We start from the raw sequence: 12,349 nt of genomic DNA on the forward strand, positions 1-12,349 counted from the left end.
TCACACAACTAGCCGCTCGGCTAGCGGATGCTCCGATCGGGAGGCACCATCTGACTTGGTGTCGTCTCCGTTCCGACCGAGGATCCACATTGGCAACCCTGCTGTACCGACTCGGCCGCGGTTCGTTCCGCCGTCGCAATCTGGTGGTCGCTCTCTGGCTCGTGGTGCTCGTCGCACTGGGGGGCGCCGCCGTCGCGTTCAAGGGCGCGACCACGAACGACTTCGCGTTACCGGGCACCGAATCGCAGCGCGCGCTCGATGCGCTGGCCCGTGAGTTCCCGGCCGCGAGCGGCGCCACCGGAACGATCGTGGTGGCCGCGCCGGAAGGCAAGAAGCTCACCGACCCGTCGTTCGCGGCCGCGGTCACCGGCCTGGTGAAGGAAGCCGCGTCGCTGCCCGGCGTCGTCGCCGCGGTCGACCCCTACAGCGCCAGGGCGCTGACGCCCGACGCCCGGTACGCGCTGATCCAGGTGCAGTTCGAGAACCGCGCCGACGAGATCACCGAGGACGAGCGCACCGCGTACGAGAAGTCCGGCCGGGCCGCGCTGGACTCGGGGCTGCAGGTCGAGCACGGCGGCGAGGTGATGAGCTCCCCGCCGGAGGTCGGCGGCACGGAGGCCATCGGCGTCGTCGTCGCGCTGCTCGTCCTGCTGGTGACGTTCGGCTCGCTCGTCGCCGCCGGCATGACGATGCTCAACGCGTTGATCGGCGTCGGCGCCGGAATGGCCGGCCTGTTCGCGCTGACCAGCGTGATCGAGCTGAACAGCACGGCGCCGATCCTCGCGCTGATGCTGGGCCTGGCCGTCGGCATCGACTACTCGCTGTTCATCACCTCACGGCACCGCCAGCACCTGGCCGACGGGCTCGACCCCGAGGAGGCCGCGGGCCGGTCGGTCGGCACGGCCGGGTCGGCGGTCGTGTTCGCCGGTATCACGGTCGTCATCGCGCTGGCCGGCCTCTCGGTCGTCAACATCCCGTTCCTCACCGCGATGGGCCTGGCCGCCGCCGGCACGGTCGCGGTCGCGGTGCTGGTCGCGGTGACCCTGCTGCCCGCGCTGCTCGGTTTCGCCAAGCTGCGCGTGCTGTCCCGCAAGGCCCGCGCCGAGCTCGCGGCCGAGACCGGAGCGGAGCCCCGGCACGCCTCGGACGAGGTCGCCGAGAAGGACAGCGAGGGGCCCGGCAAGCACGAGGGCACCACCAGGGAAGCGTTCGGGTTCCGCTGGGCACGGCTCGTCATCAAGCTGCGTGTCCCGGTCATCATCGTCGGCATCCTCGGGCTGGGCCTGCTGGCCATCCCGGCCAAGGACATGCGCCTCGGCCTGCCCGACCCGAGCCAGGCCGCCGAGGGCACGCCGGCCCGCGCGGCCGCGGACCTGATCAGCGAGGGCTTCGGGCCCGGCTTCAACGGACGCCTCGCGCTCGTCGTCGCGGCCGACACCCCGGAGCAGACCGGCGCCGCCGTGCAGAAGGTGAACCAGGCGCTGGCCGGCACGCCGAACCTGGTCGCGGTCGCGCCGCCGAACTTCAGCCCGGACAAGCGGACCGCGCTGCTCGGCATCATCCCGAAGGACGGCCCCACCGCGGCCGGCACCGAGACGCTCGTGCACGACGTCCGCGACCGCACGGCCGGTATCGAGGGTGCCGACGTCTCGCTGACCGGCCAGACCGCGATCGGCATCGACGTCTCCGAGAAGCTCTCCGACGCGCTGCCGATCTACCTCGCGCTCGTCGTCGGACTCTCGGTTCTGCTGTTGATGCTGGTGTTCCGGTCGATCCTGGTGCCGCTCAAGGCCGCGGCGGGCTTCCTGCTCACGGTCGGGACGACGTTCGGCATCACGGTGTGGATCTTCCAGGAGGGGCACCTGGCGGGCCTGGTCGGCGTCTCGACGCCGGGGCCGCTGGTGAGCTTCCTGCCGATCCTGCTGATCGGCATCCTGTTCGGCCTGGCCATGGACTACGAGGTGTTCCTCGTCTCGCGGATGCGTGAGGACTTCGTCCACGGCGAGGGCGCGCAGGAGGCTGTGGTCAGCGGCATGGGCCACGGCGCCCGGGTGGTCACGGCGGCCGCGCTGATCATGACCAGCGTGTTCGCCGGGTTCGTGCTGATCGACGACCCGACGATCAAGTCGGTCGGCTTCGCGCTGGCGCTCGGCGTCGCGGTCGACGCGTTCATCGTCCGGATGACGATCGTGCCCGCGGTGATCTCGCTGTTCGGGCGGGCGGCCTGGTGGCTTCCGCGCTGGCTCGACCGGGCGCTGCCGAACGTCGACATCGAAGGCGAGAAGCTCCGTGAGCACCTCGCCGAGACCCCGGAGCGGGAACTCGAATCCGTGTCCCGGTAACAAATCCGACGAGCGCGATGTTCGCGCTGCTCGAGAGAACGAATGAATCGATTGCCGGGGTAGCTACTGGTGAGTAAATTCACGCTTCGTGAGTGCCACGTCGCTACCCCGGCGATTGGACGCGCGGCGTAACCGCGATCTGATCCTGCGCGTGGCCGCCGAGGCGTTCACCCGCGACGGCGAACTCGTCTCGCTCGACGACGTCGCGCGCCGCGCCGGTCTGGGCCGCGCCACCGTCTACCGCCACTTCCCGGACCGCACCGCGCTCGGGTTCGCGGTCGCGACCGAACGGCTGGTCGACCTGGCGCGCCGGCTGGAGACGGCGTCGTTCCGCGAGCTGCTCCACGCGGTGCTCGTCGAACAGCAGCGGTTCCGCGACCTGCCGCGGCGCCGTTACACCGACGCGCTGCTCACCGTGTTGCGGCCCGCGTTCCGCCGCGCCCACGAGGAGGGCCGGCTGCGTAAGGATCTCGAGCTCGCCGACCTGCCGATCGTCTTCGAGATGGTGGATGGTGTGGCCGAGCGGCTCGTTCAGGCCCTTCTAGACGGACTCTTCGAGAAAGCCGCGTAGTCGGGGGCCTACTCTAGGGCGCGTGACTGCGAACCCGGTTTTCCGTCTGGTCGTGTCCGGTGGGGGCACCGGTGGGCACACGTATCCGGCGCTCACGGCCGTGCGTGCTCTCCAGGCGCGGCTCGGCGGCGCGCTCGAGGTGCTCTGGATCGGCTCGGCGAACAGCCTGGAGTCGCGGGTGGCCGAGGCCGAGGGCATCCCGTTCGCGTCGGTGGCCACCGGGAAGGTCCGGCGGGACCGCAACCCGCTGAAGATGCTCTCCGGGGCGAACCTGAAAGACATGGCGAAGGTGCCGGTCGGCGCGAACGAGGCCCGCTCGCTGGTGGCGAAGTTCAAGCCCGACGTCGTGCTCGCCACCGGCGGGTACGTGGCCGTGCCGGTGGGCCTGGCCGCGAAGGTGACCCGCCGCCCGCTGGTCGTGCACGAGCAGACCGTGCGGCTCGGCCTCGCGAACCGGGTCCTGGCCCGCTTCGCGGCGAAGGTCGCGCTGTCCTCGGAGTCGAGTGTGGAGCTGCTGCCGGAGAACGCGCGGCCGATCGCGGTGGTCACCGGCAACCCGGTCCGGCCGGCGGTGCTGAACGGCGAGCCGCAGAAGGCGATCGAGGCGCTCGGCCTGCAGGGGTTCGACCCGGCGCTGCCGACCGTCTACATCACCGGCGGCGCCCAGGGGGCGCAGCAGATCAACCGGCTCGTGGCCGAGCTCCTGCCCTGGCTGCTCACCCAGGCCAACGTGCTGCACCAGTGCGGGCCGCGCAACGTCGAGGAGCTGCGGGCGCGGGCCGCGGCGCTGCCGGTGGAGCTGGCCGCGCAGTACCACGTCACCGGCTACCTGGGCTCCGAGCTGCCCGACGTGCTCGCGCTCGCCGACGTCGTCGTGTCGCGGAGCGGGGCGGGCACGGTGGCCGAGCTCACCGCGCTGGGCAAGGCGTCGGTGCTGATCCCGTACGCGGCCGCGGCCGGGAACGAGCAGGCGCACAACGCGCAGCACCTCGCCGACCACGACGCCGCGGTCGCGCTGATCGGGGACCTGACCTCCGACCAGTTGCGTGACGCGGTGGCGCCGCTACTGGCCGACCCGGCCCGCCGCCGTCAGGTCGCCGACAACGCCCGCGCCCAGGGGCGTCCGGACGCCGCGGACCGCCTGGTCGACGTGCTGCTCTCGGTCGCTACGGCAGCTTCGTGACCGACGCCACCCGGCGCAGCAGTTCGGGCACGATCCACTCGGCCGACTCGACGGTGAAGTGCAGTCCGTCGGGGCGCGGGGTCTTCCCGCCGACCGTGTCGGGGCAGCGCTCGCCCTCACAGAGCAGGTCGTTGAGCGAGAGCGCGCTGACCCGCCCGCCGAACTCCTCGGCCACGTTCTCGCGGAGCGCGGTGTAGGAGTCGACGACCGCGTCGGTCGCGGTGCGCGCGCAGGCCGAGTCGCTGTGGCCGAGCCGGCGGCACAGCGACTCGGACATCGGGGTGGTGTCGATCCACACCACCCGGGCGCCGCCCGAGGTCAGCCGGGACATCGTGGCCCGGAGCCGCTCGGCCACGAACGCCTTGTGCGCGTCGGTGTCCGCGTCCAGCGGGTCGCCGTCGGCGCCGCGCACACGGTAGGTCTCCCAGCGCGAGTGCACCAGGATCACGTCGGGCCGCACTTCGTCGAGCAGCCGCTGCTGGACGGTGGGCACCACCTCGGGGCAGATCGCCCCGGTGCTCCACGGCGACCCGTCGGCCTCCACCATCAGCAGGCCCTCGACCGAGCAGGAGCTGACGCTGGCGTCGGTGTACGACCAGTTGCGTTCCTTCGCGGCCTCGGCCAGGCCCGGGGCCAGGCTCTTGACCACCGAGTCACCGACCGTGGCCAGGCGGAGCTGGGTCGTGGTGCCGGCGGCGACGAACGTGCGCGGCGTCGAGAGCGTCCGGACGTCCTTCGGCTCGATCGGTACCGGCGCGGTGGCCGCCGCCGTGCCGGCGAGCGTGACGCCGACGACCGCCGCGATCGCGGTGGGGGCGGCGAACGCGATCCGCGGTCCGGTGAAGACCCGTCCGCGCCGGATCGGCTGTTCCACCAGGTAGTACGACGCGGTGGCGAGCGCGAGGGTGCCGCCGATCTTGACGCCGACCTCGACGGCGCCGGTGGTCGTCCCGGCGTCGTCCACCCAGCAGTAGACCGGCCAGTGCCAGAGGTAGATGCCGTAGGAGAGCCGTCCGGCCCACACCACCGGGGCCCGGGTGAGCAATCGCGCCGGGTGGTCGATCGTGCCCAGCACCAGCACGGCGGCGACGAGCGCGAACACGACGGCGCCGCCTCGGTAGAACCCCACCCACTCGTCGGGCATCAGCACGAACGCGCCCAGCACCGCGATGCCCGCCGCCACGGTGTGAGCCCGCCGGAGCGGGCCGATCCGGAGGCGCACGAGGGCGGCGCCGGCACCGATGAGGAGTTCGTGGACGCGGGTGTCGGTGCCGTAGTAGGCCCGCGAGGGGTCGTCGGCCTGGTAGCGCACGGCCATGAGCACGGCCGACACGGTCGCGAGCACGGCGATGACCAGGCCGAGTCCCTTGACGCCCAGGGCGCGCAGCACGACCAGCACCAGCAGCGGCCAGACCAGGTAGAACTGCTCCTCGATCGCCAGCGACCAGGCGTGACGCAGCGGCGACGGGGCCGCGAAGGCGTCGAAATAGGATTGGCCGGAGCCGATCAGGTGCCAGTTCGCGCCGTAGAAGATCGTCCACAGGCCATCCGCGCGCAGCGTGGCGAGCTGCGACGGATCCACCGTCCGCCACCCGACCGCCATCACCGCGGTCACCACCAGCAGCGCCGCCGGGAGCAGGCGGCGCACCCGGCGGAGCCAGAACCGCCCGAGGTCCACCCGGCCCCGGGCCCGCCACTCCTCGACCAGCAGCGTCGTGATCAGGAAACCCGACAGGACGAAGAACAGGTCGACGCCGAGGAAGCCACCGGGCAACCACGGCGCACCGAGGTGGTACACGAGCACGGCACCGACCGCGATCGCCCGCAGACCGTCGAGAGCCGGGCGGTAACCGAGCGTCCCGTCGCTGCCAGTGGTACGGACCGGGGGAACGAGCGCGGCTGAAGAGGTCATCCTGGCCGACGTTAGCCAGCGAAACTGTGGACCAAACGTTACGTCAGAGCGGCATATGTCTCAGGTCGGCGGGTCGCGAAGAACGGGAACAGCGTGAGCCAGTCCCGCCGCTGGTCCAGGTCGAGCGTGGCGACGAGCGCCGCGTCGCCGGTGCGGCCCGCCTCGACCAGCACCCGTCCGTAGGGGTCGGAGATGAACGAGGACCCGTAGAACGTGACGTTCCCCTCGTCGCCCCAGCGGTTCGGCACGACCATGAACAGCCCGTTGGTGATGCCGTTGCCGACGATGACGTGCCGCCAGAGCGGTGCGGTGTCGAAGTCGGGATGGTCCGGTTCGGTGCCGATCGCGGTGGGGTAGGCGAGCAGGTCCGCGTCGCCGAGCGCGTACAGCCGTGCGACCTCCGGGAACCACTGGTCCCAACAGGTCGGCAGCCCGATCCGCGCGTTCTCGTACCCGACCGGCGCGTAGGCGTCCGGATCGTTCGGGCCCGGCCGGAAGTACCGGTCCTCGTAGTAGCCCGCGGTCTGCGGGATGTGGGTCTTGCGCCGCCGGCCGAGCAGGGTTCCGTCCGGGGCGACCAGGAACGCGGTGTTGTAGCCCAGCCCGTCGTCGCCCGGATGCCTTTCGAAGATCGAGGCGTGGACGGCCGCGCCGGCGGCCCTGGCCGCAGCGGCGACGAACCGGCGGGTCGGGCCGGTGTCCAGGTCCTCGGCCGACGCCGTGGCGTCGCCGACCGGAACCGTGTCGGCCGGATAGCGGCTGAGCGTGAGCTCGGGCAGGAACACGATCTGCGCGCCGGCCTCGACGGCGGTGAGCACGCCGTCGAGCAGCACGGTCCGGTGTTCGTCGGGGTCGGGATGCCAGCGGGTCTGCACCAGCCCGACCGTGAGCGGTGTGCGCTCCGGTGGGCCGGTGCGCGCGGGGGAGTCGGTGGAGGGGGCGACTCGCAGGTACATGAGCTAGGCCTTCGGCTGTTGTTGCGTGATGCAGTGGACGCCACCGCCGAACCGGAAGATGTCGCGGGCGTCGACCTGGACGACGTCCCGGCCGGGGTAGGCCTCGGCCAGGATCGCGGCCGCCTTCTCGTCCTGCGGATCGTCGAACGCGCACCCGACCACGAACCCGTTGCCGAGGTAGTGGTTGACGTACGAGTGGTCGACCGGGCGTCCCTCGAACTCGGCGACCGTCGGCGAGGGGAGCTCCACGACCTCCAGACGCCGTCCGGCGGCGTCGGTGGACGTGCGCAGGATCTCGGCGATCTCCTTCATCGGCGCGTGATCCGGGTGACCGGGATCGGGCTGGGTGTGCACGAGCACGGAGCCAGGCCGCGTGAACGTCGCGACGACGTCGACGTGGCCGCGGGTACCGAACTCGTCGTAGTCGGCGGTGAGGCCGCGGGGCAGCCAGATCGCGGTGGTGGTGCCGAGCCGCTGGTGCAGCTCGTGCTCGACCTCGGCGCGGGTCCAGCCCGGGTTGCGGTCGGGGTCGAGCTGCACGGTCTCGGTGAGCAGCACCGTGCCGGCGCCGTCGACGTGCAGGCCACCGCCCTCCTGGGTGAGTGGCGACCGGTCGACCTCCACCCCGGCGGCGCGGCCGACGAGCGTGCCGAGATGCCGGTCGCGGCCCCAGGCGGCCCAGGACTGGGCGCCCCAGCCGTTGAAGCGCCAGGCGGTCGCCCGGGTTCCGCCCTCCTGGTCGAGGACGAACGTGGGGCCGGAGTCGCGCAGCCAGGCGTCGTCGAGGGCGACCTCGACCAGGTGGATCCGCGGGTCGAGAAGGCTCCTCGCGGCGCTGTGGTCGCCTTCGTCGACGAGCATCTCGACCGGCTCGTAGCCGACGATCACGTTGGCGACGTCGGCCCAGGCTTTCCGGGCGGCGGCCAGGGACGGGCTGTCGTGTTCGTCGAACGTGGCGTTCGGCGTGGGGAAGGCCATCCAGGTGGCTTCGTGCGGTGCCCATTCGGGGGGCATCCGGACGGATCTGACGAGTGAGTTCCGGCGCCGCGTGGGCCTGCGTCCACGTCCGGTCGTTCGTAGTGAGCCCGTGTTCAGCACAGGATCCAGCCACCCCCGCGGTAAAGAGCCGGTGAGCACCTCGGTGACGACCCACGCGCAGGTCGGGTGCGGCGCAACTGATGCTAGGGGCCGCTTGCGGCGTTCGCAGGCGGATTGTGATTTCGAAATCACTCTCCGAAGTGGTCTTGCACCTTCGGCTGGTTTTCGGTGCCCGTTGGTCTCATCGATGGCATGACAGACGCAACTCCGGACGCCGACGCTCGGCTGCTCGAGGAGACCCTGTTCGAGGTCAAGAAAGTCATCGTCGGTCAGGACCGGCTCGTCGAGCGGTTGCTGACCGCGCTGCTCGCCGGCGGACACATCCTGCTCGAAGGCGTGCCCGGTGTCGCGAAGACACTGGCCGCCGAGACGCTCGCGATCGCGGTGGGTGGTTCGTTCCGCCGAATCCAGTTCACTCCCGATCTGGTGCCCTCGGATCTGCTGGGCACCCGCATCTACCGGTCGAGCCGGGAGAGCTTCGACGTGGAGCTCGGGCCGGTGATGGCCAACCTCGTGCTCGCCGACGAGATCAACCGCGCACCGGCCAAAGTGCAGTCCGCGTTGCTCGAGGTGATGGCCGAGGGCCAGATCTCGATCGGCGGCCAGACGCACCCCACGCCCCGCCCGTTCCTCGTCCTCGCCACCCAGAACCCGATCGAGAGCGAAGGGGTTTACCAGCTGCCGGAAGCGCAGCGTGACCGCTTCCTGATGCGTGTCGTGGTCGGCTATCCGGACGACCGCGAGGAGCTGGCGATCCTGTACCGGATGGGCGGGGTGCGGCCGGTGGCTCGCCCGGTGCTCTCGCCCGCGTCGCTGCTCCGGCTACAGGACCGGGCCCGGGACGTCTTCGTGCACCACGCGCTGGCCGAGTACGTCGTCCGACTCGTGATGGCGACGCGCGAGCCGGCCCGCCACGGCCTGACCGACGTGGCCGCGCAGCTCGCCTACGGCGCCTCGCCGCGGGCGACGCTGGGTCTGGTGTCGGCCGGTCGCGCGCTGGCGTTGCTCCGGGGGCGCGGGTACGTGCTCCCCGGGGACATCCTGGACGTCGCGTCCGACGTGTTGTCCCACCGGCTCGTCCTGTCGTTCGACGCGCTGGCCGACGGGATCGCGGCCGAGACGATCGTCGCGCGGATCGTGGACGCGGTGCCCCGGCCGACGATCGCGCCGAGCCAGGACCAGGGCGGCCCTGGCCTCGGGGTGGCGGCGTGACCGTCTCGCTGGGGGAGCTGACGCCGGAGCGCCGCCTGCGTCGGCTCGAGCTGATGATCACCCGGCGGCTCGACGGGCTGCTGCAGGGCTCGCACCTGGGGTTGCTTCCGGGGGTCGGCAGCGAACCGGCCGGGAGCCGGGAGTACCGCGCCGGCGAGGACGAGGTGCGGCGGATGGACTGGTCGGTCACCGCGCGGACCACCGTGCCGCACGTACGCACCGTCGACGCCGACCGCGAGCTGGCGACGTGGGTGCTCGTCGACGGCAGCGCGAGCATGGACTTCGGCACGGCCGAGGTGGAGAAACGGGAACTCGCGGTCGCGGCCGTCGCCGCGGTGGGCTTCCTCACCGCTGGCGCGGGCAACCGCCTCGGCGCCCGCGTGGTCGGTGCCGACGGCGTCCGCCGGTTCCCGGCCCGGGGTGGCCGCACGCACCTCCTCGGGATCCTGCGTACGCTGCTGTCCCGTCCGCGGGTCTCGCAGCCCGCGCCCCCGCGGGCTGTTCCGTTCCGCCGCCGCACGGTCGTCGACCCCGGCGCGGTGCCCGGGCCCGGGCTCGCCGAGGGGATCGCGGACCTCGGTCGGAGCGTCCACCGGCGCGGGCTGGTCGTGGTGGTCTCGGACTTCCTCGACGGGCTCGACGAGGACGGGCTCGGGGACGCTCCGCCGACCTGGGAACTGCCGCTGCGCCGCCTCGCCGCCCGCCACCAGGTGCTCGCGGTGCACGTCACCGATCCGCGTGAACACGAACTCCCGGACGTCGGTGTGCTCACGATCGTCGACCCGGAGAGCGGGCAGCGCCGCGAGGTGCCGACCGCCGCCCGCGACCTGCGCGAACGCTACGCGGCCGCGGTCGGACGACAGCAAGCGACGATCGCCGGCGCGATCAACCGCGCGGGCGCCGCCCAGCTGGCGCTGCGCACCGACCGCGACTGGGTCGCCGACATCGTCCGCCACGTCTACGCCCAACGCCGCCTGGGCCGGGCCGCCCGCCGACTACCGAGGTGACGCCGAAATGACCTGGCTTTCTCCGGAACGGCTGTGGCTGCTGGCCGGCGTCGCGGCGCTGGCGATCGGCTACCTGATCGCCCAGCGCCGACGCAGCCGGTACGCCGTCCGCTTCACGAACCTGAAACTGCTCGACCGGGTCGCCCCGCAGCGCCCGGCCTGGCGCCGGCACGTACCGGCCGGCCTCTTCCTGGTGATGATCGCGCTGCTCGTCGTCGGGTTCGCCCGCCCGCAGGCCGAGGTGCAGGTGCCGCGCGAGCAGGCGACGGTCGTCGTGGCCGTCGACGTGTCCCGCTCGATGCTCGCGTCCGACGTGGAGCCCGACCGGCTCAGCGCGGCCAAGGACGCCGCGCACGAGTTCGTCGAGAACCTGCCCGGGCAGTTCCGCGTCGGTCTGGTCGCGTTCGCGGGCAGCGCCGCGGTCGTCGTGCCGCCGGGCACCGACCGGGCCGCGCTCGACGCCGGAATCGAGCGCCTGACCGAAGGCGTCGCCGGCGCGGGCGGTACCGCGATCGGCGACGCGATCTCCGCGTCGCTCGACCAGATCCGGTCGTCCGCGCCCGGCGAGGAGCGCCCGCCCGCGCGGGTCGTCGTGCTCTCGGACGGGGCGAACACCGCCGGGCAGAACCCCGACGAGGCCGCCCGCGCCGCCGCCACCGAAGGCGTCCCGGTCGACACGATCTCGTTCGGCACCGCGAACGGCACCATCGCGGCGTTCAACGCCGCCGCGCAACCGGTGCCGGTGGACGGCGAGACGCTGCGCGCCGTCGCCGACGCGGCCAGCGGTCGGTACTTCGAGGCCGCCGACGCGGAGGAACTGCGTGCCGCGTACGCCGACATCGGGAGCCTCGTGGGGTACGAGACCGAGGTGCAGGACATTTCGGCTCGATTCATCGGGGTTGGTCTGTTGTTCGCGGTGCTGGCCGCGCTGACGTCCCTGTTCTGGTTCGCCCGCCTCCCTTAGGAGGGATGCACAATGTCCGGATTGGGATCCCCTCGCGGCCCGGAGTTCTTCTCCCCGCGGTTACGCCGTACTCCGTCGTTGGCCGCTCCGCCGGTTACTCCGCTGGGGTCTTCATCGGGTGCCCCGCTGGGGTCTTCATCGGGTGCCCCGCTGGGGTCTTCATCGGGTGCCCCGCCGGGGTCGTCGTCGGGTGCCCAGCCGGGTTTCTCGCCGGTCGACGCCGGTGGGATGCCGGTGGGGCCGCCGTCCGGGGCTTCGGTGGGGGCGCATCCTGGGTCGCTTCATGGTGTGCCCTACGGAGTGCCGCACGGGGTGCCTTATGGGGTGCCGCACGGGGTGCCTTATGGGGTGCCGCCGGGCGGGGCGGGGGACGGGCGGCGGAGGTGGCCGGGGGCGGTCGCGGCCGGCCTGCTGGTGATCGCCCTCTCCGCCGGGGCCGGGGGCACCGCGGGTCACCTCGCCGGTGCCGACGAACCCCGCTCGGAAACCGTCGCCACGAGCACGGCCCAGATGGTCACGGCGGCCGCGCGGGCCCTGCCGGGCGTCGTCTCGGTCCAGGTCCGCGACGGCTCGCGCGGAGCGTCCGGATCAGGCTTCGTCTTTGACGACCGCGGACACATCGTGACGAACAACCACGTCGTGGCGGCCGGTGGTTCCGTGAGCATCGTGGGCAACGACGGGCGGCGGTACGACGCCGAGATCGTCGGCACCGACGCGACGAGCGACATCGCGGTGCTGCGCGTCACGTCGGCCGCGCGGTACGAACCGCTCGACCTCGCGGACCTGAGCCGCACCCGGGTGGGGGAGCCGGTGCTCGCGCTGGGATCCCCGCTCGGGCTCTCCGGCACGGTCACCGCCGGTATCGTCAGCGCGCTCGACCGCGAGGTGCGCCTCGGCGGCTCCACCCGGCAGACCGCCGTCCAGACCGACGCCTCGATCAACCCCGGTAACTCGGGCGGACCGCTCGTCAACTCCCGGGGAGAGGTCGTCGGGGTCAACACCGCGATCGCCACGCTCGAGGGCAGCGGATCGATCGGAATCGGGTTCGCGATCCCGATCGATCGCGCCCGACAGGTGGCCGCCACGCTGATCAGCCGTGGATAG

10 protein-coding genes are annotated in these 12,349 nt (G+C 72.3%); 7 read left to right on the forward strand and 3 right to left on the reverse strand.

Features of this window, described 5'->3' with window-relative positions; translation table 11 throughout:
* The first annotated feature begins 89 nt into the window (after positions 1 to 89).
* The 3 genes from CRYAR_RS08010 to CRYAR_RS08020 all read left to right on the forward strand — a co-directional run bounded on the left by CRYAR_RS08010 (position 90) and on the right by CRYAR_RS08020 (position 4,096).
* Positions 90 to 2,342: an MMPL family transporter gene (locus tag CRYAR_RS08010; RefSeq protein WP_035849486.1), complete on the forward strand. Its 2,253-nt coding sequence runs from the start codon at positions 90 to 92 to the stop codon at positions 2,340 to 2,342.
* An 88-nt stretch (positions 2,343 to 2,430) separates the two neighbouring features.
* A complete protein-coding gene (locus CRYAR_RS08015) occupies positions 2,431 to 2,913 on the forward strand; it encodes a TetR/AcrR family transcriptional regulator (RefSeq protein WP_157017496.1) in 483 nt (160 codons plus the stop codon).
* 22 nt (positions 2,914 to 2,935) lie between these two features.
* Entirely contained in the window at positions 2,936 to 4,096 is a 1,161-nt protein-coding gene (locus CRYAR_RS08020) for a UDP-N-acetylglucosamine--N-acetylmuramyl-(pentapeptide) pyrophosphoryl-undecaprenol N-acetylglucosamine transferase (RefSeq protein ID WP_035849487.1), read from the forward strand.
* Here the strand turns inward: CRYAR_RS08020 and CRYAR_RS08025 are convergent.
* Genes CRYAR_RS08025 through CRYAR_RS08035 form a run of 3 tightly spaced genes read right to left on the reverse strand, consistent with a single transcriptional unit; the run spans position 4,080 to position 7,978 of the window.
* The gene (locus CRYAR_RS08025) at positions 4,080 to 6,008 is read right to left on the reverse strand and encodes an acyltransferase family protein (protein WP_051569915.1); all 1,929 of its coding nucleotides are present in this window, start codon (positions 6,006 to 6,008) and stop codon (positions 4,080 to 4,082) included. The two genes, CRYAR_RS08020 and CRYAR_RS08025, sit on opposite strands and share 17 nt — an antisense overlap.
* 38 nt (positions 6,009 to 6,046) lie before the next feature.
* Positions 6,047 to 6,964, reverse strand: a complete 918-nt coding sequence (locus CRYAR_RS08030) for a nitrilase-related carbon-nitrogen hydrolase (RefSeq protein ID WP_035849489.1) — start codon at positions 6,962 to 6,964, stop codon at positions 6,047 to 6,049.
* Positions 6,965 to 6,967: 3 nt separating this feature from the next.
* Positions 6,968 to 7,978 (reverse strand): agmatine deiminase family protein, encoded by a 1,011-nt coding sequence (locus CRYAR_RS08035; RefSeq protein WP_035849492.1) that lies wholly within the window; start codon positions 7,976 to 7,978, stop codon positions 6,968 to 6,970.
* Between the two features lie 276 nt (positions 7,979 to 8,254).
* Here CRYAR_RS08035 and CRYAR_RS08040 point away from each other — a divergent pair, with 276 nt between their 5' ends.
* The 4 genes from CRYAR_RS08040 (at position 8,255) to CRYAR_RS08055 (ending at position 12,349) form a co-directional block, all read left to right on the forward strand.
* Positions 8,255 to 9,274 (forward strand): AAA family ATPase, encoded by a 1,020-nt coding sequence (locus CRYAR_RS08040; RefSeq protein ID WP_035849494.1) that lies wholly within the window; start codon positions 8,255 to 8,257, stop codon positions 9,272 to 9,274.
* Positions 9,275 to 9,327: 53 nt separating this feature from the next.
* Positions 9,328 to 10,281, forward strand: coding sequence for a DUF58 domain-containing protein (locus CRYAR_RS08045; protein ID WP_084701792.1), 954 nt, complete (start codon positions 9,328 to 9,330; stop codon positions 10,279 to 10,281).
* Between the two features lie 7 nt (positions 10,282 to 10,288).
* On the forward strand, positions 10,289 to 11,245 hold the full coding sequence (locus tag CRYAR_RS08050; protein WP_035849497.1) for a VWA domain-containing protein: 957 nt from the start codon (positions 10,289 to 10,291) through the stop codon (positions 11,243 to 11,245).
* A gap of 312 nt (positions 11,246 to 11,557) precedes the next feature.
* The gene (locus CRYAR_RS08055) at positions 11,558 to 12,349 is read left to right on the forward strand and encodes a S1C family serine protease (RefSeq protein ID WP_211247327.1); all 792 of its coding nucleotides are present in this window, start codon (positions 11,558 to 11,560) and stop codon (positions 12,347 to 12,349) included.

Source organism: Cryptosporangium arvum DSM 44712 (assembly GCF_000585375.1).
In the GTDB taxonomy this organism is placed as follows: domain Bacteria; phylum Actinomycetota; class Actinomycetes; order Mycobacteriales; family Cryptosporangiaceae; genus Cryptosporangium; species Cryptosporangium arvum.

Excerpts from the sequence above, each read along its gene's own strand:
- CRYAR_RS08025 (WP_051569915.1), bottom strand. The coding sequence starts at position 6,008 with ATGACCTCTTCAGCCGCGCTCGTTCCCCCGGTCCGTACCACTGGCAGC.
- CRYAR_RS08045 (WP_084701792.1), top strand. The coding sequence starts at position 9,328 with ATGATCACCCGGCGGCTCGACGGGCTGCTGCAGGGCTCGCACCTGGGG.
- CRYAR_RS08050 (WP_035849497.1), top strand. The coding sequence starts at position 10,289 with ATGACCTGGCTTTCTCCGGAACGGCTGTGGCTGCTGGCCGGCGTCGCG.
- CRYAR_RS08035 (WP_035849492.1), bottom strand. The coding sequence starts at position 7,978 with ATGCCCCCCGAATGGGCACCGCACGAAGCCACCTGGATGGCCTTCCCC.
- CRYAR_RS08040 (WP_035849494.1), top strand. The coding sequence starts at position 8,255 with ATGACAGACGCAACTCCGGACGCCGACGCTCGGCTGCTCGAGGAGACC.
- CRYAR_RS08030 (WP_035849489.1), bottom strand. The coding sequence starts at position 6,964 with ATGTACCTGCGAGTCGCCCCCTCCACCGACTCCCCCGCGCGCACCGGC.